The 22,800-nt window shown below is 71.8% G+C and carries 19 protein-coding genes; 12 read left to right on the plus strand and 7 right to left on the minus strand.

Going from position 1 to position 22,800, the window contains the following annotated elements; genetic code table 11:
* Positions 1-9: 9 nt before the first annotated feature.
* The 3 genes from Q392_RS13055 to thiD all read right to left on the minus strand — a co-directional run bounded on the left by Q392_RS13055 (position 10) and on the right by thiD (position 3,823).
* Positions 10-1,107 carry a carboxynorspermidine decarboxylase gene (locus Q392_RS13055; protein WP_038208137.1) on the minus strand — a complete coding sequence of 366 codons (1,098 nt, stop codon included), beginning with the start codon at positions 1,105-1,107 and terminating at the stop codon, positions 10-12.
* Between the two features lie 465 nt (positions 1,108-1,572).
* Entirely contained in the window at positions 1,573-2,856 is a 1,284-nt protein-coding gene (hemL, locus tag Q392_RS13060; protein ID WP_038207846.1) for a glutamate-1-semialdehyde 2,1-aminomutase, read from the minus strand.
* Between the two features lie 4 nt (positions 2,857-2,860).
* Entirely contained in the window at positions 2,861-3,823 is a 963-nt protein-coding gene (gene thiD, locus Q392_RS13065; RefSeq protein ID WP_038207848.1) for a bifunctional hydroxymethylpyrimidine kinase/phosphomethylpyrimidine kinase, read from the minus strand.
* A 110-nt stretch (positions 3,824-3,933) separates the two neighbouring features.
* Between thiD and Q392_RS13070 the strand changes: the two genes are divergently transcribed.
* The 6 genes from Q392_RS13070 to Q392_RS13095 all read left to right on the plus strand — a co-directional run bounded on the left by Q392_RS13070 (position 3,934) and on the right by Q392_RS13095 (position 13,817).
* Positions 3,934-4,104 carry a rubredoxin gene (locus tag Q392_RS13070; protein WP_038207850.1) on the plus strand — a complete coding sequence of 57 codons (171 nt, stop codon included), beginning with the start codon at positions 3,934-3,936 and terminating at the stop codon, positions 4,102-4,104.
* Positions 4,105-4,192: 88 nt separating this feature from the next.
* Positions 4,193-4,588 carry a response regulator gene (locus tag Q392_RS13075; RefSeq protein WP_038207852.1) on the plus strand — a complete coding sequence of 132 codons (396 nt, stop codon included), beginning with the start codon at positions 4,193-4,195 and terminating at the stop codon, positions 4,586-4,588.
* Positions 4,589-4,954, plus strand: coding sequence for a response regulator transcription factor (locus tag Q392_RS13080; protein WP_038207854.1), 366 nt, complete (start codon positions 4,589-4,591; stop codon positions 4,952-4,954). It begins immediately after the preceding gene.
* A 21-nt stretch (positions 4,955-4,975) separates the two neighbouring features.
* Positions 4,976-5,506, plus strand: coding sequence for a chemotaxis protein CheW (locus Q392_RS13085; RefSeq protein WP_038207857.1), 531 nt, complete (start codon positions 4,976-4,978; stop codon positions 5,504-5,506).
* A gap of 306 nt (positions 5,507-5,812) precedes the next feature.
* Positions 5,813-7,867 (plus strand): methyl-accepting chemotaxis protein, encoded by a 2,055-nt coding sequence (locus Q392_RS13090; protein ID WP_425425182.1) that lies wholly within the window; start codon positions 5,813-5,815, stop codon positions 7,865-7,867.
* 31 nt (positions 7,868-7,898) lie between these two features.
* Positions 7,899-13,817 (plus strand): hybrid sensor histidine kinase/response regulator, encoded by a 5,919-nt coding sequence (locus Q392_RS13095; RefSeq protein ID WP_038207864.1) that lies wholly within the window; start codon positions 7,899-7,901, stop codon positions 13,815-13,817.
* Between the two features lie 61 nt (positions 13,818-13,878).
* On the opposite strand, the gene Q392_RS13100 is transcribed toward Q392_RS13095, so the two are convergent.
* Positions 13,879-15,435, minus strand: a complete 1,557-nt coding sequence (locus Q392_RS13100; protein WP_051953432.1) for a cryptochrome/photolyase family protein — start codon at positions 15,433-15,435, stop codon at positions 13,879-13,881.
* On the opposite strand from Q392_RS13100, the gene Q392_RS13105 reads away from it, so the two are divergent.
* From Q392_RS13105 to Q392_RS13130, 6 genes are all read left to right on the plus strand, one after another.
* Positions 15,434-16,066 carry a YqgE/AlgH family protein gene (locus Q392_RS13105; protein ID WP_038207868.1) on the plus strand — a complete coding sequence of 211 codons (633 nt, stop codon included), beginning with the start codon at positions 15,434-15,436 and terminating at the stop codon, positions 16,064-16,066. The two genes, Q392_RS13100 and Q392_RS13105, sit on opposite strands and share 2 nt — an antisense overlap.
* Positions 16,063-16,485, plus strand: a complete 423-nt coding sequence (gene ruvX, locus Q392_RS13110) for a Holliday junction resolvase RuvX (protein WP_038207871.1) — start codon at positions 16,063-16,065, stop codon at positions 16,483-16,485. The genes Q392_RS13105 and ruvX overlap by 4 nt, the downstream gene beginning before the upstream one ends.
* Before the next feature lie 82 nt (positions 16,486-16,567).
* On the plus strand, positions 16,568-17,071 hold the full coding sequence (gene pyrR, locus Q392_RS13115) for a bifunctional pyr operon transcriptional regulator/uracil phosphoribosyltransferase PyrR (RefSeq protein ID WP_038207874.1): 504 nt from the start codon (positions 16,568-16,570) through the stop codon (positions 17,069-17,071).
* Positions 17,071-18,033 carry an aspartate carbamoyltransferase catalytic subunit gene (locus tag Q392_RS13120; RefSeq protein WP_038207877.1) on the plus strand — a complete coding sequence of 321 codons (963 nt, stop codon included), beginning with the start codon at positions 17,071-17,073 and terminating at the stop codon, positions 18,031-18,033. Before pyrR ends, Q392_RS13120 begins: the two co-directional genes overlap by 1 nt.
* A 112-nt stretch (positions 18,034-18,145) precedes the next feature.
* Positions 18,146-19,438 carry a dihydroorotase gene (locus Q392_RS13125; protein WP_038207880.1) on the plus strand — a complete coding sequence of 431 codons (1,293 nt, stop codon included), beginning with the start codon at positions 18,146-18,148 and terminating at the stop codon, positions 19,436-19,438.
* A gap of 10 nt (positions 19,439-19,448) precedes the next feature.
* Entirely contained in the window at positions 19,449-20,243 is a 795-nt protein-coding gene (locus Q392_RS13130; RefSeq protein ID WP_051953433.1) for a lysophospholipid acyltransferase family protein, read from the plus strand.
* Here the strand turns inward: Q392_RS13130 and Q392_RS13135 are convergent.
* The 3 genes from Q392_RS13135 to Q392_RS13150 form a co-directional block, all read right to left on the minus strand.
* Entirely contained in the window at positions 20,209-21,675 is a 1,467-nt protein-coding gene (locus tag Q392_RS13135) for an NAD-dependent succinate-semialdehyde dehydrogenase (protein ID WP_038207885.1), read from the minus strand. The two genes, Q392_RS13130 and Q392_RS13135, sit on opposite strands and share 35 nt — an antisense overlap.
* A gap of 348 nt (positions 21,676-22,023) precedes the next feature.
* Complete coding sequence (locus Q392_RS13145; protein ID WP_038207890.1) at positions 22,024-22,344, minus strand: phage head closure protein; 321 nt, start codon at positions 22,342-22,344, stop codon at positions 22,024-22,026.
* Positions 22,344-22,619 (minus strand): head-tail connector protein, encoded by a 276-nt coding sequence (locus Q392_RS13150; RefSeq protein WP_342665601.1) that lies wholly within the window; start codon positions 22,617-22,619, stop codon positions 22,344-22,346. The genes Q392_RS13145 and Q392_RS13150 overlap by 1 nt, the downstream gene beginning before the upstream one ends.
* Positions 22,620-22,800: the final 181 nt, after the last annotated feature.

Here is a 22,800-nt window from a genome sequence, read left to right on the forward strand (position 1 = left end):
CGTGGGCGATCAGCCCAGGCTGTCCACGTAGTCCTGGTAGCCGAACTCGCGCACGACGCGCGTCCGGCCGTCCAGTTCCTTCACGGCGATCGCCGGCATGGCGACGCCGTTGAACCAGTTCTTCTTGACCATCGTGTAGCCGGCCGCATCGCGCAGCGAGATGCGCGAGCCCGGCACCAGCGGCTCGGGGAAGTCGTACTCGCCGAACACGTCGCCGGCCAGGCAGGTGCGGCCGCAGACCATGTAGCGGTGCGGTCCGGCATCGGGCTCCACGCGCGCGCTGAGACGGTAGATCAGCAGGTCCAGCATGTGCGCCTCGGTGGCGGCGTCGACCACGGCCAGCTGCTTGCCGTTGAGGAGCGTGTCCAGCACCGTCACCTCCAGCGAGGCGCTGTCCTGCACCAGCGCCTCGCCGGGCTCCAGGTAGACCTGCACGCCGTGGCGCTGCGCGAAGGTGCGCAGCCGCTCGCCCAGCGCCTCGAGCGGGTAGCCCGGCGCGGTGAAGTGGATGCCGCCGCCCAGGCTGACCCAGTTCGCGCGCGCCAGCAGCGGCGCGAAGCGCGCCTCCGTCTCGCCCAGCAGCTGGTTGAAGCGCGCGAAGTCGCGGTTCTCGCAGTTGTTGTGGATCATGAAGCCGTCGATGCGGTCCATGACCGCCTCGACCCGCGCCGCGTCCGACTCGCCCAGCCGGCTGAAGGGCCGGGCCGGATCGGCCAGGTCGTAGCCGGCGGCGCTGACCTGCGGGTTCAGCCGCAGCCCGCGCGGGATGGCGGCGGCGCGATCGCCCAGCCGCTGCAGCTGCGAGACGGAGTTGAAGATGATCTTGTCGGCGTGCGCCACGGCCTCGTCGATCTCGTGGTCCGACCAGGCCACGCTGTAGGCGTGCGTTTCCCCGCCGAACTTCTCGCGGCCCAGCTTCAGCTCGAACAGCGAGGAGGAGGTGCTGCCGTCCAGGTGCTCGCGCATCAGGTCGAACACCGGCCAGGTGGCGAAGCACTTGAGCGCCAGCAGGATCTTCGCGCCCGACAGTTCGCGCAGCCGGGCGGCCTGCCGCAGGTTCTCCTGCAGGGCGGCCTTGTCGATGAGGTAGTAGGGCGTCTGGATCATGAAGGGAAGCAGGCCGTGCGGCGCCCCGCGCACCCTGGCGCGGGAAACCGACGGACGAAGCAGTGATGGAAAGCGCAGCGGCCGATGCCGCGGGGAACAAGGGGCGCGTGCGGCGCCCCGGCGAACGAGCGAGCGCCCGGCGCGCCGCAGGGGGCGCGCCGCGGCGCTCAGGCCGGCGTTCGGCTATGACAGACCTGATCCTGCATCGGGTGCAGCCGCGCGGGCATGCGCTGCCGCGATGCATTCGATGACGACGATCGGATCGATGCGCAGCGCGGGGCCGCGTGCGCGCGTCGCCGTGGGCGACGGAAGTGTTCTTCCTCTTGGGAGGTGTTCAGGTCAACTGGAACGATCCCCAATTGGAAGAGGGCGTCGATGGGCATGGCGTCCTCCCCAACCAGCAGATGAAACCCCCGCGGGCGCGGGCGAACGGAGCATTTTAGCGGCGGATGCCGACGGCCAGGGTCAAAGCCCGCGAAATGCCTCGCGCGCCGCCTCCAGCGTCGCTGCGATGTCGGCATCGCCGTGCGCGGCACTGACGAAGCCGGCCTCGTACAGCGCCGGCGCGATGTACACGCCGCGCGCCAGCAGGCCGTGGAACAGGCGGTTGAAGCGGGCGCCGTCGCTTTGCATCACCTGGCCGTAGTTGACCGGCAGCGCCGGCAGCAGGAAGAAGCCGAACATGCCGCCCTCGCAGTCGGCGCTGAAGGGCACGCCTTCCGCGGCCGCGGCGGCTGCGAGGCCGTCGACCAGCGTGCGCGTCTTCGCCGCCAGCGATTCGTAGAAGCCCGGCCTGGCGATCTCCCGCAGCGTCGCCAGCCCGCAGGCGGTGGCCACCGGGTTGCCCGAGAGCGTACCGGCCTGGTAGACCGGCCCCAGCGGCGCCAGCTGCTCCATGATGGCGCGCGGCCCGCCGAAGGCGGCCAGCGGCATGCCGCCGCCGATCACCTTGCCCAGCACGGTGAGGTCGGGCGTGATGCCGAGCACGCCCTGCGCGCCGCGCGGCCCGACGCGAAAGCCCGTCATCACCTCGTCCACCACCAGCAGCGCGCCGTACTGCGTGCACAGCTCGCGGCAGCGGCGGGCGAACGCGGGCGTCGTGCGCACGAAGTTCATGTTGCCGGCGATGGCCTCGATGATCAGGCAGGCGATGTCCCTGCCGTGCAGCGCGAAGGCTTCCTCCAATTGCGCGACGTTGTTGTACTCGAGCACCAGCGTGTGCTGCACGACCTCCTCCGGCACGCCGGCCGAGGTGGTCTGCCCGAAGGTCGCCAGCCCGGAGCCGGCCTTGACCAGCAGCGCGTCGGCATGGCCGTGGTAGCAGCCCTCGAACTTGATGATGCGCTTGCGGCCGGTGGCGCCGCGCGCCAGGCGCAGCGCGCTCATCGCCGCCTCGGTGCCGGAGCTGACCAGGCGCACCATCTCCATCGAGGGCATCAGCGCCAGGATCGCCTCGGCCAGTTCGATCTCGCGCTCGGTCGGCGCGCCGAAGGACAGGCCCTCGGCCACCGCGCGCTGCACCGCCTCGATCACGGCCGGGTGGCCATGGCCCAGGATCATCGGCCCCCAGGAGCCGATGTAGTCGATGTACCGGGTGCCGGCGGCATCCCACATGTAGGGCCCCTCGGCGCGGGCGATGAAGCGCGGCGTGCCGCCCACCGCGCGGAAGGCGCGCACGGGCGAGTTCACGCCGCCGGGGATGACGGCGCGGGCGCGCTCGAAGAGCTGGTCGTTGATGTCGGTGGTCATGCGGTCAATGTCGGGTCTCGTGGGGCGGCAGGGCGAAGTCGGACGGCGCGGCCTCGTCATCGTCGCCCTCGGTATCGGGTTGCGCCCAGAACAGGCGGTCGGGCAGCACGTGGCCCATGCCGGGGCGGAAGCCCGCGTCCAGGCAGCGGTCCATGTAGGCCAGCGCCTCGGCGGTGGCGGCGGCCAGGTCGGCGCCGGTGGACAGCAGCGCCGCCAGCGCGGCCGACAGCGTCTCGCCGGCGCCGGAGAACACCGCCTCCAGCCGCTCGTACTTCTCGCTGGCGACGACGGCCTGGGGCGACGCCAGCGTGTTCTCGATGGCGCCGTCGGGGCGCACCTGGCCCGTCACCAGGGTGTAGGAGACGCCGTGCTCCCCGGCCGCCCGGGCGATGTCGCGCGCCAGCGGCGGCCGGTCGCCGCTCCAGTCGGGCAGCAGCCAGCGCCACAGCGTGCTGTGGTTGCCCACCAGCACGGCGGTCTGCGGCAGCACCAGCTCGGCGAAGGCGTCCAGGTAGCTCTCGATCTCCTCGTCGCTCCACCAGGACAGGTGCGGCATGTAGGCCACCACCGGCACGTCCGGGTGGTCCGAGGCGGCTTCCGCGATGCGGCCCAGGTTGTCCGGGCTGCCGGCGAAGCCGACCTTGATCACCTGCACCTGCACGTCCTCCAGGATGGCGCGCGCCTGTTCGGCCACCTGCTCCTCGTCCAGGGGGAAGTGATCGAACACCTCGGCCGTGTCGCGGGCGAACACACCCGTCACCACGCCCAGCATGTGAGCGCCAACCGACGCGATCGCCAGGGCGTCGCCGCTCAGGCCGCCGGCGCCGCTCGGGTCGCTGGCGTTGAACACCAGCACGCAGGGCGGGCGGCCGTCGTCGTCCGCCGCTGCGTCAAGGTCGGCCGTATCCGGCTCGTTACCATTGCCGGGTTCCGGCGGGCCTTCCGGTGGTAGTAAGTACGTATTCATTGGCTTCGGAAGGGCGCCGCCGGGTGGCGTATGTGAGACGTCTTGCACAGCTTTGCTTGAGACGTCTAGATACAATCGTTGCATTCTATGTACAAGGCTCGTAAGCTGCGATGAACACGAAAACCTGGATGTGCCTGATCTGCGGGTGGATCTACGACGAAGCGGCGGGCTGGCCGGAGGATGGTATTGCGCCTGGCACGCCGTGGGAGCAAGTGCCCATGAACTGGACCTGCCCCGAGTGCGGTGCCCGCAAGGAAGACTTCGAAATGGTCGAGATCTGATCCGCCGAGGATCGCACATCGCCAGGCGTGAGGTGCGCCCGCTGGCGCACAGGGCCCAGGGGGTACGTTCAACGAGGATGAGGTGCCGATGAGCACGAGTGGATCCGGTTACAAGGTGCTGGTCATCGACGACAGCAACACGATTCGGCGCAGCGCCGAGATCTTCCTCAAGCAGGGCGGCCACGAGGTGCTGCTGGCCGAGGACGGCTACGACGCGCTGTCCAAGGTCAACGACCACAAGCCGCAGCTGATCTTCTGCGACATCCTGATGCCCCGCCTGGATGGCTACCAGACCTGCGCCATCATCAAGCGCAACGCGCATTTCGCCAACGTCCCCGTGGTGATGCTCTCGTCCAAGGACGGCGTGTTCGACAAGGCGCGCGGCCGCATGGTCGGCTCGCAGGAATACCTCACCAAACCCTTCACCAAGGAACAGCTGCTGCAGGCCGTGCAGCAGTTCGGCGCTGCGCAACAGGAAGCCTAAATGCCCATTCGCAAAGTCCTCGTCGTCGACGACTCCAAGACGGAACTGATGTTCCTGTCCGACCTGCTCCAGAAGAACGGCTTCGCGGTCCAGACCGCCGAGAACGCCGACGATGCCATGCGCCGCCTGGAGGCCGACAAGCCCGACCTGATCCTGATGGACGTGGTCATGCCCGGGCAGAACGGCTTCCAGCTCACCCGGGCGCTGGCGCGCAATCCGCAGTTCGCCGAGGTGCCGATCATCCTGTGCACCAGCAAGAACCAGGAGACCGACCGCGTGTGGGGCATGCGCCAGGGCGCGCGCGACTACATCGTGAAGCCGGTCGAGCCCGCCGAGCTGCTGGCGAAGATCCGCGCCCTGAACTGAGCGCACGCCGTTCCCTAGCGCATGGCCGCCCGCGAAGCCCTCCGCGAATTCCAGGCCCGCCTCGCCGACCGTCTGCAGACGGCCCGCACGGCGGGCGTGTCCGCGTCCTGGCTGGCCGTCGAGGCCGGCGACGCGGGCTACCTGCTGCCCCTGGGGCAGGCAGGAGAGATCTTCCCGTGGACGCCGCCGCAGGCGGTGCCCTACACGCTGCCCTGGTTCCTGGGCGTGGCCAACCTGCGCGGCGGGCTGTATGGCGTGGTGCAGCTGTCGGCTTTCGCCGGCGGCCAGGCTGCCGCGCCGGCCGGCGAGGCCGCGCGCGGGCAGTCGCGCCTGGTGGCGCTCAACGAGGCGCTGGAGGTGAACTGCGCCCTGCTGGTCGACCGCCTGGCCGGCCTGCGCGGCGTGGAGGCCTTCGTCACCTCCGAGGCACCCGCCGGCGGGTCGCCGCCGTGGCAGGGCGATACCTACATCGACAGCGCCGGGCGGCGCTGGCAGGAGATCCAGCTCGCCGCCCTGGCACAGTTGCCTGAATTCCTGAGCATTGGCGCCTGAGCCTGGCGGCGCCGCTTTCACTCCATCGAAGGACCGACCGTGAACTCGATCGCTGACAAGTTCAAGAAGTTGTTGCCCACCCGTGAGGACGGCGTGCCCGCGAACGGCGATGCCGCGGCGCTGGCGTTCGACAACCTCGAGACGCTGCAGCCACCGGAGGACAAGACCGTCTACATCCCGCGCGAGGCCGCCGCGCCTGCACCGGCCCCCACGCCGGTGGTCGAGGCGCCGGTGGAGCTGCGGCCCAGCCGCGACGAGGCCGAGGCTGCCGCCGCGTCCGCGGAGGGCGGCTCCCCGGTCGCGCCGGTGCCGGTGCCGCCGGTGACCCGCTCCGCGCGCCAGCAGCGCCTGCTGTCGATCGTGCTGGCGGTGCTGGTGCTGCTGCTGCTGCTGACGGCCGGCTCGGCCATCCTGCACGCCGACCGCGTCGCGCAGCAGGTGGCGGCCACCGGCCAGTCGCTGATGCAGTCGCAGCGCCTGGCCAAGTCCGTGTCGCAGGCGCTGGTGGGCACGCCCGCCGCCTTCGACGAGGTCAAGGACAGCGCGGACGACCTGCTGCGCCAGGTGCGCGGCCTGGCCGGCGGCGACGAATCGCTCGGCCTGGCGCGCGTCGGCGCGCAGTACGACGGCGAGATGCAGAAGATCGAGCCGCTGGTCAACCGCGCCGAGAGCAGCGCCAAGGTGGTGCTGGACCAGAAGCAGATCCTGACCCAGGTGGGCACCGCCCTGCGCACCATCAACCGCCAGTCCTCCGACCTGCTGGAGATGGCCGAGACCGTCGCCTCGCTCAAGATGCAGCAGAACGCCACGGTGCCCGAGATCTCGGCCGCCGGCCAGCTGGTGATGCTGACGCAGCGCATCGGCAAGTCGGCCAACGAATTCCTGACGGTGGAAGGCGTGAGCCCCGATGCCGTGTTCCTGCTGGGCAAGGACCTCAACAGCTTCCAGGACATCGCCCGCGGCCTGCTCGACGGCAACGCGCAGCAGCGCCTGCCCGGCACGCGCGACGCGCAGACGCGCGAGCAGCTCGACGCCATCCTCAAGACCTACGAACAGACCCGCACGCAGGCCAGCGCCATCCTGGGCAACCTGCAGGGCTTGGTGGCCGCGCGCGAGGCGCAGTCCACCATCCTGGCCGACAGCGAGCCGCTGCGGACCTCGCTGGGCACGCTGCAGACCGAGCTGTCGGACCAGAGCGGCCTGGGCGCCGGCACGCTGCTGATGCTGGTGGTGCTGGCGGTGGCCGCGCTGGCGGTGGCGGCCGCCATCGGCTACGTGCAGGTGCGCGAGGGGCGCGAGCGCGCCGCCGAGGCCGAGCGCGAGCGGCTGGAGGCCGAGCGCGCCAGCGAGGAGGCCAACCGCATCAACGCGGCCAACCAGGCGGCCATTCTTCGCCTGATGAACGAATTGCAGACGGTGGCCGAGGGCGACCTGACGCACGAGGCGACGGTGACGGAGGACATCACCGGCGCCATCGCCGACTCGGTGAACTACACGGTGGAAGAACTGCGCCTGCTGGTGGGCAACGTGCAGAACACGGCCACCCGCGTGGCGCAGACGACGTCGCAGGTGGAAAGCACCTCTACCGAGCTGCTGGCCGCCTCCACCGAGCAGCTGCGCGAGATCCGCGAGACCGGCCAGTCGGTGCTGACGATGGCCGAGCGCATCAACGGCGTGTCCTCGCAGGCGCAGGAATCCGCCTCGGTGGCGCGCCAGTCGCTGCAGGCCGCTTCCTCGGGCCTGCAGGCGGTGCAGAACGCGATCGGCGGCATGAACTCGATCCGCGACCAGATCCAGGAGACCTCCAAGCGGATCAAGCGCCTGGGCGAATCCTCGCAGGAGATCGGCGAAATCACCGAGCTGATCTCGGACATCACGGAACAGACCAACGTGCTGGCCCTGAACGCGGCCATCCAGGCAGCGTCCGCCGGCGAAGCGGGCCGCGGCTTCTCGGTGGTGGCCGAGGAAGTGCAGCGGCTGGCCGAGCGCTCCGCCGACGCCACGCGCCAGATCTCGGCGCTGGTGAAGGCCATTCAGACCGACACGCAGGACGCGGTGGGCGCCATGGAGCGTTCGACGCAGGGCGTGGTGGAAGGGGCCAAGCTGTCCGACAACGCCGGCACGGCCCTGTCGGAGATCGACCGCGTGTCGCGCCGCCTGGCCGAGCTGATCGAGCAGATCTCGCAGTCCGCCTCGCGCGAAGCCGAATCGGCCAACGTGGTGGCCGCCAACATCCAGCACATCTTCGCCGTGACGGAGCAGACCGGCGAGGGCACGCGCGAGACGGCCAAGCAGGTGCGCGAACTCTCGCACATGGCCGAGGAGCTGCGCCAGTCGGTGGCCCGCTTCAAGATCGCCTGACGACAGACATCCTCTTATCGCGAGCAGCCACGTGTCGAATCGCCCGTCCGCCAACGCCCCGGTCGCGGGCAACGCCCCCGCTTCCGAAGACCTCGGGCCGCTGGCCTGGGTGATCGGCGAAGTCCAGAAATCGATCGAGACCGCCGGCAAGTCGCTGCGGCGCCAGGCGCGCGAAGGCGCGTCCGAGCAGGACAGCGGCCCGCTGCGCATGGCGCGCCAGCAGCTGCACCAGGCCGTCGGCGCGCTGCAGATGGTGGGCCACGCGGCGCCGGCGATGGTGCTCGGCGCCATGGAGTTCGCCGTCCAGAGCTTCGTGCTGGAGCCGGCCCGGTGCACCGACGCCGCCGTGCAGAAGGTGGAGCAGGCCGGTTTCGCGGTGGGCGACTTCCTCGCCGCCGTGCTGGCCGGCAAGGCCGTCTCGGCGGTGGCGCTGTTCCCGCAGTACCGCGAGGTGCTGGAGCTGGTGGGCAACGAGCGCGTGCACCCGGCCAACCTGTGGACCTATCCCTGGGTCTGGGCCGAGGTGCCGAAGCCGACCGGCTTCCGCACCATGATTTACGACCCGGCGGTGCGCACCCAGCTCGACCGGGACGTGCTGAAGGTGGTCAAGGGCGGCGACGAGGCGGCGGCCCGGCGCCTGTCGGTGGTATGCGCCGGCCTCGGCCGCGGCGCGGCGCAGCCGCGGGTGGCCAGCTTCTGGATGCTGGCCGGCGGCTTCTTCGAGGCGCTGTCGCTGTCGCTGCTGCCGCCGGACATCTACGTCAAGCGCGCCGCCTCGCGCGTGCTGCTGCAGTACACGACGCTGGCCCGCGGCGACACCACCGTGTCCGACCGGCTGGGCCAGGACCTGCTGTTCTTCTGCGCCCAGGCCGTGCCCACGCCGCGCGACGAGGCGCCGCTGCTGCGCGCCGTGCGCGTGGGCTGGGGCGTGTCCAACCACGAGCAGGTCGACTACGCCACGGTGCAGTTCGGCCGCTTCGATCCGAACGTGCTGGCCCAGGCCCGCAAGCGCATCGAGACCGCCAAGGAGATGTGGTCGGCCCTCTCGGGCGGCGATCTCTCGCGGCTGCGCCAGGTGGCCGACACCTTCGCGCAGCTCGGCGAGTCACTGCTGAAGGTGCATCCGGCCAGCGCGCCGATGGTGCAGGCGCTGCACAACGCGGTAGACGCCTCGCTGCGCTCGGGCCGCGCGCCCTCGACCGAACTGGCGATGGAGGTGGCGACCTCGGTGCTGTACCTGGAGGCGGCCTTCGAGGACCTCGACCCGCAGGACCGGCAGCTCACCGCCCGCACCGTGCAACTGGCCGGGCGCATCGAGCGCGCCCGCGAGGGTGGCCGCCCCGAGCCGCTGGAACCCTGGATGGAGGAGCTGTACCGCCGCGTCAGCGACCGCCAGACCATGGGCACCGTGGTCGACGAGCTGCGCGCGCACCTGTCCGAGCTGGAGAAGTCGCTCGACCAGTTCTTCCGCCGCCCCACCGAGATGGGGCTGCTGCGCACCGTGCCCAACCAGCTTCTGCAGATGCGCGGCGTGTTCTCCGTGCTCGGGCTGGAGCAGGCCGCGCGCACCGTGCAGCGCATGCGCGACAACGTCGACCACCTGATGGCCGGCGGCAGCGCGGCGGGCGGGCAGCACGTCGAGTCGCTGGGCAACAACCTCGGCGCGCTGGGCTTCCTGATCGACATGCTCGGCTACCAGCCGGCGCTGGCCAAGCGCCTGTTCGTGTTCGACGACGAGGCCGGCGAGCTCAAGCCGCTGATGGGCCGGCAGGTCGATGCCAGCGCGCCCATCCACGGCATCGGCGCCGACCTGGTGGCCGCGCCCTCGGGCACCGTGGTGCAGGCCGACACCGTGCTCAGCGTGGACGAGGTGGACGCGCAGATCGCGGCCCGCCTGGCGGCGCTGGCGGTGCCGAAGCCCGGCGCCTCGGCCGCGCCCGCGCTGGAGGAGTTCAGCCGTGCCGCCGAGAGCTGGACCGCCAAGATCACCGGCCCGGCGCCGCTGGAGGTGCTGCCCGACACCGAGGTCACCGAGCTGGAGGAGGACGACCTCCAGAACATCTTCCTGGAAGAGGCCACCGAGGTGATCCAGGGCGGCCAGGCCGCCATCGGCAACCTGCGCGACAGCGCCACCGACATGGGCGAGCTGACCGTGCTGCGCCGCGCCTTCCACACCCTCAAGGGCAGCTCGCGCATGGTCGGGCTGATGGAGTTCGGCGAAGCCGCCTGGGCCTTCGAGCAGGTGCTCAACACCTGGCTGGCCGACCAGCGCCCCGCCACGCCGGCGCTGCTGGACGGCACGGCCGCTGCGCTGGGCCAGTTCTCGCAGTGGGTGGAGGCCATCGCTTCCGGCCAGCCGCACGCCTGGCAGGCCGCGCCGATGCGCGCCGCCGCCGAGGCGCTGGCCAACGGGGACGAGGTGCCCGCGCCTGCGGCCCCGGCCCTGCCGGACGCCGAGGCGCTCGCCGTCGCGGCGCGGCAGATCGCCGCCGAGCCGCCCGTCGTGGAGCCGCCCGCCGTCGACCGCGCGGATGCGCCGACCGACCTCGCGCCGCTGCACGAGCTGCCGCCGCTCGACCTGGACTTCGACATCGAACCCCTGCCGGGCGAGCGGGAACCGGCCGCCGCGACCGAAGGCACGCCGCCCGACACCGATTGGGGGCACGACGACTTCGCCGTCACGGACATCCTGCCGTCGCGCAAGGGCCCCGCAGCGCCGGCGGCGCCGGCCGCGCTGGCGGGCGGCGAGGACATCGACTTCCTGGCTGCCGCCCCGGTGCCGGTGCCGTCCGCGGACGCGCCGCTGGACTTCGAGCTGCCGCTGGAGCCGGCCGCCGAAGCTGCCGACGAGGCCGTGCACGACGCGCCGCCGCCTGCGGAGCAGCCCGGCGTGTCGGCCGAGGCCGAAGAGGACGCCGCCGTGCCCGCGCAGCCCGAGCCGGCACAGGCCGAGGCCGAGCCGGCCGAGCCGGCCCCCGCGGAGGACCTGGCGATCGCCGAGGCCGAAGCCGCCGAGGAGCAGGTCAAGGTCATCGGCCCGCTGCGCATCGGCATTCCGCTGTACAACGTCTACCTGAACGAGGCGGACGAATGGTCCCGCCAGCTGGCCATCGACGTCGGCGAGTGGGCCGCCCAGCCGGGCCAGCCCATCGGTGAATCCAGCATCGGGCTGGCGCACTCGCTGGCCGGCAGCTCGGCCACGGTCGGCTTCCATGGCCTGTCGAACATGGCGCGCCTGGTCGAGACGGCGCTGGACCACCTGCACACGATGGGCCGCGGCACCGAGGCCCAGGGCCAGGTGCTGGTGGCCGCCGCCGAAGAGGTGCGCCGGCTGCTGCACCAGTTCGCCGCCGGCTTCCTGAAGGAGCCGCAGGCGTCCGTGCTGGACGATCTGCGCGAACTGGCGTCCTCGCCCCTGTCCGCCGCGCCTGCTGCGGAAACGGCCGAGGCGCCTGCGCCGGTCCTCGCGCCCGCTGCGCCCGCCACCCTGGCGCAGGCCATCGCGGCACCGGCAGAGCTGGACGAGGACGGCGACGACACCATCGACCTCGCCGACGCGGTCGATCCCGACCTCTTCCCCGTCTTCGAGGAAGAGGCGACCGAGCTGCTGCCGCGGCTGGGCGCCTCGCTGCGCGCCTGGAGCCACCATCCCGACGATGGCCAGCACCGCGCCGCGGCGCTGCGGGCCCTGCACACGCTCAAGGGCAGCGCGCGGCTGGCCGGCGCCATGCGCCTGGGCGAACGCGCGCACCGCATGGAGTCGGCGATCGAGGGGATCGCCGTCGACGCCGGCGAGCGCGCCGCCATCGAGGCCCTGCTGGGCCGCTTCGACATCCTGCAGAACACCTTCGACCGCCTGCGCGCGGCCGATTCCGCCGGCCAGGCCGAGCTGGTGCAGCGGGCCGCCGCCGCGGTGGCGGCCGCGCCCGCGGTGCCGGCCATCGTGGTCGAGAAGGCCGAGGCCGCCGAGCCGGCTGCCGCGGCGTCCGCGCCCGCCCGGCCCCTGCCGCGCCCGGCCCAGCCGGTGGCGCTGCCGGCCCGCGCCGGCTCGGGCCAGACCGTGCGCATCCGCGCCCAGTTGCTCGACCGCCTGGTGGCCCAGGCCGGCGAGGTGATCATCACCCGCTCGCGCCTGGAGGCCGAGCTGGCCCAGTTGCGCAGCTCGCTGGGCGACCTGACCGGCAACCTGGACCGCCTGCGCCAGCAACTGCGCGACATCGAGGTGCAGGCCGAGAGCCAGATGCAGTCGCGTCTGGCGCAGGCCAAGGACACGCAGCAGTCCTTCGACCCGCTGGAGTTCGACCGCTTCACCCGCGTGCAGGAACTCACCCGCATGATGGCCGAGTCGGTCAACGACGTGGCCACCGTGCAGCGCACGCTGCAGAAGGCGGTGCAGGCGACGGAAGACGACCTGTCGGCCCAGGCGCGCCAGACGCGCGAGCTGCAGCGCGGCCTGCTGCGCACCCGCATGGTGGAGTTCGAGGGCCTGTCCGACCGCCTCTACCGCGTGGTGCGCCAGGCGTCGAAGGACACCGGCAAGCAGGTGCGCCTGGACATCACCGGCGGCACCATCGAGATGGACCGCGGCGTGCTCGATCGCATGACGCCCGCCTTCGAGCACCTGCTGCGCAACTGCGTGGCCCACGGCATCGAGGACGCGGCCGCGCGCGAGCGCGCCGGCAAGGAGCCGGCCGGCCTGATCACCATCGACCTGCGGCAGGAAGGCAACGACGTGTCGGTCGGCTTCCGCGACGACGGCGCCGGCCTGCCGCGCGAGCGCATCCTGGCGCGCGCCCGGGCGCAGGGCCTGGTGGCGGCGGGGCAGGAGCCGAGCGACGAGGAAGTCGCCGAACTGATCTTCCGGCCCGGCTTCTCCACCGCCGCCGAGGTGTCGGAACTGGCGGGCCGCGGCATCGGCATGGACGTGGTGCGCTCCGAGGTGGCCGCGCTGGGCGGCCGCATCGAGACCCGCAGCGCCGAGGGCAAGGGCACCGAGTTCAAGCTGGTGCTGCCGCTGACCACCGCCGTCACGCACGTGGTGATGCTGCGCGCGGGCGAGGTCTCGGTGGGCGTGCCGGCCAACCTGGTCGAACTGGTGCAGCGCGCCGGCGCCGACGACCTGGCGCGCGCCTACGCGAGCGGCCACCACGTCTTCGGCGGCGAGGAGGTGCCCTTCTTCTGGGCCGGCGCGCTGCTGCAGTCCTCCGCGCGCAGCGAGCGCCCGGCAGGCCGGACCAACACCATCGTCGTGGTGCGAAGCGCCGCGCAGCGCGTCGCGCTGCACGTGGACGAAGTGCTGGGCAACCAGGAAGTGGTGGTCAAGAACCTGGGGCCGCAGCTGGTGCGCGTGCCGGGCCTGGCGGGCATCTCGGTGCTGGCCTCCGGCGCCGTGGCGCTGATCTACAACCCGGTGGCGCTGGCCGCGCTGCACGGCGACGCGGCGCGGCAACTGCAGGCCGGCGCGCTCGTGCCCCGGCCCGCTGCGGCGGAAACGGTGGCGCCCACGGCCGCGGCCGACCAGCCCCAGGGGCCGGCGGCGGCGCTGGCCCTGCCGGCGCACGCCGAGGTGCCGCTGGTGCTGGTGGTGGACGACTCCATCACCGTGCGGCGCGTCACCCAGCGCCTGCTGCAGCGCGAGGGCTACCGCGTGACGCTGGCCGCCGATGGCCTGCAGGCGCTGGAGCGGCTGCAGCAGGAACGCCCGGCCGTGGTGCTGTCCGACATCGAGATGCCGCGCATGGACGGCTTCGACCTGGCGCGCAACATCCGCGCCGACGAGAAGCTGGCCGGCCTGCCGATCGTGATGATCACCTCGCGCATCGCCGAGAAGCATCGCGAGCATGCCAAGCAGCTCGGCGTGGACCACTACCTGGGCAAGCCCTACTCGGAAGAGGAGCTGCTGCGCCTGGTGCGCCTCTTCGCGGTGGCGCAGCCGGCCGAGGTGGCCTGAGCCGAAGGCGGCGCCTTTCGAGCCGAACCGCTCCCGACGCCCGCCACTGCCGTGGCGGGCGTTATTTCTTGGGCCGCCTGCGCCGGGCGGCGGGCGCGCCGCCGTCCTGCCGGCCGCGCACGGCCGCGTAGCGCGCCAGCGTCTGCTCGCGCGCCTGCGCATGGTCGACCAGCGGGCGCGGGTAGGTCTCGCCCAGCTGCACGCCGGCCGCCTCCAGCTCCAGCGGCGAGGCCAGCCAGGGCGCATGGATCGCCGCGTCGGGCAGCCGCGCCAGCTCGGGCACGTAGCGGCGGATGAAGCGGCCCTGCGGGTCGAAGCGCTCGCTCTGCGTCACCGGGTTGAAGATGCGGAACCAGGGCTGCGCGTCGCAGCCGGTGGAGGCGGCCCACTGCCAGCCGCCGTTGTTCGACGCCAGCTCGAAGTCGTTGAGGTGGTTGGCGAAGTACGCCTCGCCGCGCCGCCAGTCCAGCCCCAGGTCCTTGCTGAGGAAGCTGGCCGCCACCATGCGCAGCCGGTTGTGCATGTAGCCCGTCTCGTTGATCTGGCGCATCGCCGCGTCGACCAGCGGGTAGCCGGTGCGCCCCTCGCACCAGGCGGCGAAGAGGCCGTCGGCGTGCTTGCCGTGGTGCCAGGCGATGCGGTCGTATTCGGGGCGGAAGCTCCTGCCCTCGGCGAGGTCGGGCCGGTGCGCCAGCACCTGCATGTAGAACTCGCGCCAGATCAGCTCCGACAGCCAGGCGGCGGCGCCCTGGTTGCCCTCCAGGCTCAGCCGGTGCGCCAGGCCCGCCGCCTCGCGGATCGACAGCGTGCCGAAGCGCAGGTGCACGCCCAGGTAGCTGGGGCCGCGCACGGCCGGGTAGTCGCGCGCCACGTGGTAGCGGTCGATGCGCTCGAAGAAGTCGGCCAGCATGCGCTGCGCGCCCTCGGTGCCGGGCGGCAGGTCCAGCGCGCCCAGGTTGGTCGGCGCGAAGCCCAGCGCGGCCAGCGAGGGCAGCGGTGTCCTGTGCGCGGCGGGCAGCGGCGCGAGCGTGTCGGCATGGTGCGCGATCGGGTAGGGCCGCAGGTAGAAGTCGTTCAGCTTCGCCAGCCAGGCCCGCTTGTAGGGCGTGAAGACCGAGAAGGGCAGGCCGGTCTGGGTCTGCACCTCGTCCTGCTCGAACACGGCCTGGTCCTTGTGCAGGTGCAGGCGGACGCCGGCGTCGGCCAGCGTGCCGAGCGCCTGCGCGTCGCGGGCCAGGGCGGCCGGCTCGTCGTCCCGGTTGGCGAACACGGCCTGCACCTCCAGCGCCCGGGCCAGCGCGGCGATCTCGTGGCCGGCCGCGCCGTGCCGCACGGCCAGGCCGCCGCCCATCGCCTCCAGCTGCTCGCCCAGCAGGCGCACCGACGCGTGGATGAACTCCACACGCCGGTCCGAGCGCAGGCCGTCGGCACGCGGCACACGGTCCTGCCCGGGCAGGGCGTCGAGGATGTCCGTGTCGAAGACGAAGGCACAGAACACCTCGCGGCAACTGCGCAGCGCGTGGTACAGCGCCGCATGGTCGTGCGCCCGCAGATCCCGCCGGAACCACACCAGCCCGCGGGGGTAGACCTTGTCCGCGGCCAGTAAAATCGGCGGCATGGCCAGCGATTCTGCCCGGATCAACCTCACGCATCACTTCCTGATCGCGATGCCGGGCCTGCAGGACCAGTCCTTCAGCCGCAGCGTCGTCTACCTGTGCGAGCACAGCGAGCGCGGCGCGCTGGGCCTGATCATCAACAAGCCGGCCGACATCAAGCTCAGCGGCCTGTTCGAGAAGGTCGAGCTGCACCTGGACCGGCCCGACCTGAGCGACGCCCCCGTCTTCCACGGCGGCCCGGTGCAGACCGAGCGCGGCTTCGTGCTGCACGAGCCGGTGCGCCCCACCCCCGTGGCAGGGGGCGACGACGTGAAGAAGAGCGATGGCGAGGACGAGCCCACGGTCTACGCCTCCACCCTCACGATCCCCGGCGGGCTGGAGATGACCACCTCCAAGGACGTGCTGGAGGCCATGGCCACCGGCGCCGGCCCGCGCAAGGTGCTGGTCACGCTGGGCTACTCGGCCTGGGACGAGGGCCAGCTCGAATCCGAGATCGCCGAGAACAGCTGGCTCACCGTGATGGCCGATCCGGCCGTCATCTTCGACACGCCGGTGGAGCAGCGCTACGACAAGGCGCTGTCGCTGCTGGGGCTGGAGGCATGGAAGCTCTCGCCGGAGGCGGGGCACGCATGAGCGGTCCGGCAGCCTCCATCGTCGACGTCCCCGCGCGCTTCCAGTCCTTTCTCGCTTTCGACTTCGGTACCAGGCGCGTCGGCACGGCCACCGGCAACCGCCTGCTCAGGAGTGCCACGCCGCAGCCCACCATCGCCGCGCAGGGTGACGCGCGCTTCGCGCAGATCGAGGCGCGCATCCGCGAATGGCAGCCCGACGCGCTGGTCGTCGGCGTGCCCTTCCACCCCGATGGCGCCGAACACGAGAACACCCGCGCCGCGCGCCGCTTCGCGCGGCAACTGCACGGCCGCTTCGGCCTGCCGGTGTACGAGGTGGACGAGCGCTACAGCACCACCGAGGCGCTGGCCGGCGGCGCGAAGGACGCCGACGCCGCCTCCGCCTGCATCATCCTTGAACAGTTCCTGAGGACCCTGCCGTGAGCAATGAAACCCCCACGCTTCCCGCTTCGCGTGGTGCGCTGCCCCCCGAGGGGGCGCTTTTTCATCTCGGGGCGGCCCGGCGATGAAAACGACCACCCTGCCCGACGCCCAGGCGCTCTATGCGGCGCTGCTCGACGGCGTGAAGGGGCTGCTGCGCCCCGCCACCCGCCTGGTGGGCATCACCTCCGGCGGCGCCTGGCTGGCCGAGCGCCTGCAGCGCGACCTGGGCCTGCCCGGCGAGGCCGGCGTCGTCTCCTCGGCCATGCACCGCGACGACTTCGCGCGGCGCGGCATGGCCGCCAGCGCGCAGACCGTGCTGCCCTTCGAGGTCGAGGGCGCCGACGTGCTGCTGCTGGACGACGTGCTCTACACCGGCCGCACCATCCGCGCCGTGCTCAACGAGCTGTTCGACTTCGGCCGCCCGGCCTGCGTGCGCCTGGCGGTGCTGGTGGACCGCGGCGGGCGCGAGCTGCCCGTGGCCGCCGACTTCGCCGCCGCGCACCTGGCGCTGCCCGAGACGCAACTGCTCGCCCTGGCGCGGGGCGACGACGGCAGCCTGCGCTTCACCCTGGAGGACCAACGCTGATGCTCGCCCGGCGCAATCCGCAGCTCAACCGCAACGGCGAGCTGATCCACCTGCTGTCCATCGAGGGCCTGCCCAAGGACATCCTCACCCACATCCTCGACACCGCCGCCAACTTCGTCAGCGTGAGCGACCGCGAGGTCAAGAAGGTGCCGCTCTTGCGCGGCAAGAGCGTGTTCAATCTCTTCTTCGAGAACAGCACGCGCACCCGCACCACCTTCGAGATCGCGGCCAAGCGCCTGTCGGCCGACGTCATCAACCTCGACATCGCGCGCTCCTCGGCCAGCAAGGGCGAGTCGCTGCTCGACACCATCGCCAACCTGAGCGCGATGGCGGCCGACCTGTTCGTGGTGCGGCACAGCGAGTCGGGCGCGCCCTACCTGATCGCGCAGCACGTGGCGCCGCACGTGCACGTCATCAACGCCGGCGACGGGCGGCATGCGCACCCCACGCAGGGGATGCTCGACATGTACACCATCCGCCACTACAAGAAGGACTTCTCCAACCTCACGGTGGCGATCGTGGGCGACGTGCTGCACTCGCGCGTCGCCCGCTCCGACATCCACGCGCTGACCACGCTCGGCGCCGCCGAGGTGCGCGTGGTGGGGCCCCGCACGCTGGTGCCGGGCGACATGGCGCCGATGGGGGTGAAGGTCTTCCACTCGCTGGAAGAGGGCATCGAGGGCTGCGACGTGGTCATCATGCTGCGCCTGCAGAACGAGCGCATGAGCGGCGCGCTGCTGCCCTCCAGCCAGGAATACTTCAAGACCTACGGCCTCACGCCCGAGAAGCTGCGGCGCGCCAAGCCGGACGCGATCGTGATGCACCCGGGCCCCATCAACCGCGGCGTGGAGATCGCCTCCGAGGTGGTCGATGGCGAGCAGAGCGTGATCCTGCCGCAGGTCACCTTCGGCATCGCCGTGCGCATGGCGGTGATGAGCATCGTGGCGGGTAACGAAGCATGAAATGGCGCCCGCTCGGCTACTGCGCGCACCGATCTCGCACCTGCGCTGCTCGGCGCAACCTCGGCGCGCTCGCTGCGCCGCTCGGCCGCCATTTGCCTGAACTGAGAAGAACATGAACCTCCTCATCTCCAACGGCCGCGTGATCGACCCGGCTTCGGGCTTCGACGGCATCGCCGCCGTCGCCGTGGCCGACGGCAAGATCGCCGCGCTCGGCGAGGCGCCCGCCGGCTTCAAGGCCGAGCGCACCCTCGACGCCACCGGCTGCCTGGTGCTGCCCGGCCTGGTGGACCTGGCCGCGCGCCTGCGCGAGCCCGGCTACGAGCACGAAGGCATGCTCGAGAGCGAGACGGCCGCCGCGGTGGCCGGCGGCGTGACCAGCCTGGTGTGCCCGCCCGACACCGACCCCGTGCTCGACGAGCCCGGCCTGGTGGAGATGCTGGCCTTCCGCACCGGCAAGCTGCAGCGCTGCCGGCTGTTCCCGCAGGGCGCGCTCACCCGCGGCCTGGCCGGCGAGGTGCTGACCGAGATGGCGGCGCTGACCGAGGCCGGCTGCATCGGCTTCGGCCAGGCCGACGTGCCGCTGCCGAGCACCGTCGTGCTGCAGCGCGCGCTGCAGTACGCCAGCACCTTCGGCCACACCGTCTGGCTGCGCCCGCAGGACCGCGACCTGGGCCGCGGCGTGGCCGCCAGCGGCCCGCTGGCCACGCGCATGGGCCTGGCCGGCGTGCCCGTGGCGGCCGAGACCATCGCCCTGTTCACCATCTTCGAGATGGTGAAGTCCACCGGCGCGCGCGTGCACCTGTGCCGCCTGTCCAGCGCCGCCGGCGTGCAGCTGGTGCGCGAGGCCAAGGCCGCCGGCCTGCCGGTGAGCTGCGACGTCAGCATCAACTCGCTGCACCTGGTCGACACCGACATCGGCTACTTCGACAGCCGCGCGCGCCTGTCGCCGCCGCTGCGCCAGCAGCGCGACCGCGACGCGCTCTCGGCCGGGCTGGCCGACGGCACCATCGACGCGCTGGTGTCCGACCACACGCCCGTCGACGCCGACGAGAAGACGCTGCCCTTCGCCGAGAGCGTGCCCGGCGCCTCCGGACTGGAACTGCTGCTGCCGCTGGCGCTGCAGTGGGGCGAGGACAGCGGCGCCGGCCTGCGGCGCGCCGTCGAGGTGGTGACCGCGGTGCCGGCGCGCCTGATCGGCCGCGCGGCCATCGGCCGCATCGAGGCCGGCGGCGAGGCCGACCTGGTGGTGGTCGACCCCACGCACGCGTGGCAGGTGCTGCCCGAGACGCTGAAGAGCCAGGGCAAGCACACGCCCTTCGGCGGCCATGCGCTGCGCGGCCGCGCGCGCGCCACGCTGGTGGGCGGGCGCCTCGTGCACGAAGCGCTGGCCGAAGAAGCGGCCTGACGCCCCGCCCGTGCGCACCCTGCGCGCCATCGCCCGGCTGCTCCACGCCATCGCGCACGCGCTGCGCGGCTGGTGGATCATCCGCACGAAGTTCCAGTGGATGGACGACGCGGCGCGCGGCCGCGAGGTCGAGCGCTGGGCCCGCCGCATGCTGCAGGTGCTGGGCATCCGCCTGGTCGTGCAGGGCACGCCGCCGGGCGAGGGGCCGCTGCTGCTGGTGTCCAACCACATCTCTTGGCTGGACATCCTGACCCTGCACGCGGCGCGGCACGTGCGCTTCGTCTCCAAGGCGGCCGTGAGGCACTGGCCGCTGATCGGCACGCTCTCCACCGGCGCCGGCACGCTGTACATCGAGCGCGAGAAGCGCCGCGACGCGATGCGCGTGGTGCACCACATGACGGAGGCGCTGCGGGGCGGCGACCGCATCGCCGTCTTCCCCGAGGGCACCACCAGCGACGGCCGCGTGCTGCTGCCCTTCCACGCCAACCTGCTGCAGGCCGCGATCTCCGCCGGCGTGCCGGTGCAGCCGGCGGCGCTGCATTTCGTCGACGCGGCCAGCGGCCAGGCCAGCCTCGCGCCCCGCTACATCGACGAGGACACGCTCGTCAGCTCGCTCTGGCGCGTGCTGCGCGCGCCGCCGCTGGCGGCCATCGTGCGCTTCGGCGAGCCGCAGGACCCGCACGGCCGCGAGCGCCGCGGCTGGGCCCTGAGCCTGCACGCCGACGTGATGGCGCTGCGCGACGCGGCGCAGTTGGAAGAAGACGCGCCGCTCAGCGGTCCAGCCCGCCCAGGCACAGGTACTTGATCTCGAGGAACTCCTCGATCCCGTACTTCGAGCCCTCGCGCCCCAGCCCCGACTGCTTGACGCCGCCGAAGGGCGCCTCGGCGGTGGAGATCAGGCCGGTGTTCGCGCCGACGATGCCCGACTCCAGCTGCTCGGCCACGCGCCAGATGCGGCCCACGTGGCGGGCGTAGAAGTAGGCGGCCAGGCCGAACTCGGTGTCGTTGGCCATCGCGATGCCCTCGGCCTCGGTGTCGAAGGCGAAGACGGGCGCCAGCGGGCCGAAGCTCTCCTCGCGCGCGAACAGCATGTCCTGCGTCGCGCCGGCCACCACCGTCGGCTCGTAGAACAGGCCGCCCAGCGCATGGCGCCTGCCGCCGGTGAGCACCCGGCCGCCCTTGGCCACCGCGTCGGCCACGTGCTCCTCGATCTTGGCCACCGCCTTGTCGTCGATCAGCGGGCCCTGCGTCACGCCGGCCTCCAGCCCGTTGCCGACCTTCAGCGCGCGCACCTTCTCGACCAGCTTCGCGGTGAAGGCCTCCAGCACGCCGCGCTGCACGTAGATGCGGTTGGCGCACACGCAGGTCTGCCCGGTGTTGCGGTACTTGGAGATCATCGCGCCCTCGACCGCCGCATCCAGGTCCGCGTCGTCGAACACCAGGAAGGGCGCGTTGCCGCCCAGCTCCAGCGAGAGCTTCTTGACCGTGTCGGCCGACTGCTTCATCAGCGTACGGCCCACCTCGGTGGAGCCGGTGAAGGTGAGCTTGCGCACGATTGGGCTGGCCGTCATCTCGCCGCCGATGGCGCTGGCCGAGCCGGTGAGCACCGACAGCAGCCCGTCGGGCAGGCCGGCGCGCTGCGCCAGCTCGGCGAAGGCCAGGGCGGAGAAGGGCGTCTGCGTGGCCGGCTTGACCACCATCGCGCAGCCGGCGGCCAGCGCCGGGCCGGCCTTGCGCGTGAGCATGGCGGTGGGGAAGTTCCAGGGCGTGATGGCGGCGGTGACGCCGATCGGCTGCTTGAGCGCCAGGATGCGCTTGTCGGCGCCGGGCGCGGGGATGGTGTCGCCGTACACCCGGCGCGCCTCCTCCGCGAACCATTCGATGAAGGAAGCCGCGTAGGCGATCTCGCCCTTGGCCTCGGCCAGCGGCTTGCCCTGCTCGCTGGTCATGATCAGCGCCAGGTCGTCGGTGTTCGCCAGCATCAGGTCGTTGAGCCTGCGCAGGATGGCGCTGCGCTCCTTGGCCGGGCGCGCGGCCCAGGCGCGCCAGGCGCCCTCGGCCGCCTCGATGGCGCGCCGCGTCTCGGCCGCGCCGCACACCGGCACGGTGCCGATGGTCTCGCCGGTGGCGGGGTTGGTCACCGCGATCGTCTTGCCTTCGTCGGCGTCGATCCATGCGCCGGCCAGGAAGGCCTGCTGGCGGAAGAGGGAAGGGTCCTTCAGGGGGAGTGCGCTCACGAGGGGTCTCCGTTGTCGTATGCGAGGGGGCGGCCGGGCCGGTGCGTCGGCGAGGCTTCCAGCTTAGCGGGACCGGCGCGAAGCCGCTGTCGGTTAAAGTCGCACCCCTCCCGTCTCCGTAGTTCAATGGATAGAACGGCCCCCTCCTAAGGGGCAGATGCAGGTTCGATTCCTGCCGGGTGCGCCAGTGACAAACCCAGATCAGTCCAAAGACGTCTGGGTTTTTTCATTTCTCCCTCTGTGGGAGAGGCTTTTCAATCCAGAGGCGTCCAGCGAAGTCTATCTCAATCAAAAATATTTGGGGGTAGTTTTCTTCCGGCTGGTTCGCAAATCTGGGGTATCGGCCCATCAGCCCCCCACCGCCTTGCACATCAGCACCAGTTCGGCGTCGCCCGAGCGCGGGTTGATGATGCTCTGGATGTCGTACAGCGTGCCCTCGTGGTCGATGCGGTCGGCGCTGGTGATGTCGTCGCGGTAGCGCATGCGGATGCGCGTGGTGACTTCGGATTGGGCGGCATCGGCGGCGAAGAACTCCCGGCCGTTCAGCGGCTCCACGGCGGCCCAGACGGTGGCCAGCGTCACCCACTCATTGATCGGCTGCCCGATAGGCCCCTGGCCTTGCACCAGGCGCTCGATGACCACGCGCTGGCCCAGCTTGCCGGCCTGCATCACGCCTCCATCGCCCGGTAGGGGTCCAGCAGCCGCGTGAACAGGCGGTTCTCGATGATGGGCCGGTCGGACTGGCTCTCGCGGTTCATGTACAGGCTGCCCACCAGCATCAGCGCAGCGGCATGCACCGGGGCCGCCTCGGGCAGCTCCTCCAGGTTCAGGTAGTCCAGCACTGCCGCCTCGGCCGCATTGATCATGGCCTGGATGGCGGCGTCCTCTTCGTCTTGGTCCACGCGAAGATGCAGCTTGGCTTCTTCAAGGTCGATGATGCTCATGTCGTTCTCCGAATAGGGGCCAGTCGCGCGGGGTGGAAAGGGTCGCCCACTGCGGTACGTGTGCCCCTGTCGCGGGGAGCACCACAGCCGCGCCGGTAGTCCCGCCACTGGCATCTCGGTGTTTTGCTGAAACGCGGCACGGCCCGAGTAATCCGCGTCCTGGTTATCGCTTTCGCGGCCC

It is taken from the genome of Xenophilus azovorans DSM 13620 (assembly GCF_000745855.1).
In the GTDB taxonomy this organism is placed as follows: domain Bacteria; phylum Pseudomonadota; class Gammaproteobacteria; order Burkholderiales; family Burkholderiaceae_C; genus Xenophilus; species Xenophilus azovorans.

Bases quoted from the DNA above. Each gene is read 5' to 3' on its own strand.
- Q392_RS13105 (WP_038207868.1), top strand. From the start codon at position 15,434: ATGGCCAGCGATTCTGCCCGGATCAACCTCACGCATCACTTCCTGATC.
- Q392_RS13125 (WP_038207880.1), top strand. From the start codon at position 18,146: ATGAACCTCCTCATCTCCAACGGCCGCGTGATCGACCCGGCTTCGGGC.
- Q392_RS13080 (WP_038207854.1), top strand. From the start codon at position 4,589: ATGCCCATTCGCAAAGTCCTCGTCGTCGACGACTCCAAGACGGAACTG.
- Q392_RS13075 (WP_038207852.1), top strand. From the start codon at position 4,193: ATGAGCACGAGTGGATCCGGTTACAAGGTGCTGGTCATCGACGACAGC.
- ruvX (WP_038207871.1), top strand. From the start codon at position 16,063: ATGAGCGGTCCGGCAGCCTCCATCGTCGACGTCCCCGCGCGCTTCCAG.
- Q392_RS13055 (WP_038208137.1), bottom strand. From the start codon at position 1,107: ATGATCCAGACGCCCTACTACCTCATCGACAAGGCCGCCCTGCAGGAG.
- Q392_RS13085 (WP_038207857.1), top strand. From the start codon at position 4,976: ATGGCCGCCCGCGAAGCCCTCCGCGAATTCCAGGCCCGCCTCGCCGAC.
- thiD (WP_038207848.1), bottom strand. From the start codon at position 3,823: ATGAATACGTACTTACTACCACCGGAAGGCCCGCCGGAACCCGGCAAT.
- Q392_RS13100 (WP_051953432.1), bottom strand. From the start codon at position 15,435: ATGCCGCCGATTTTACTGGCCGCGGACAAGGTCTACCCCCGCGGGCTG.
- Q392_RS13070 (WP_038207850.1), top strand. From the start codon at position 3,934: ATGAACACGAAAACCTGGATGTGCCTGATCTGCGGGTGGATCTACGAC.
- hemL (WP_038207846.1), bottom strand. From the start codon at position 2,856: ATGACCACCGACATCAACGACCAGCTCTTCGAGCGCGCCCGCGCCGTC.
- pyrR (WP_038207874.1), top strand. From the start codon at position 16,568: ATGAAAACGACCACCCTGCCCGACGCCCAGGCGCTCTATGCGGCGCTG.
- Q392_RS13150 (WP_342665601.1), bottom strand. From the start codon at position 22,619: ATGAGCATCATCGACCTTGAAGAAGCCAAGCTGCATCTTCGCGTGGAC.
- Q392_RS13145 (WP_038207890.1), bottom strand. From the start codon at position 22,344: ATGCAGGCCGGCAAGCTGGGCCAGCGCGTGGTCATCGAGCGCCTGGTG.
- Q392_RS13120 (WP_038207877.1), top strand. From the start codon at position 17,071: ATGCTCGCCCGGCGCAATCCGCAGCTCAACCGCAACGGCGAGCTGATC.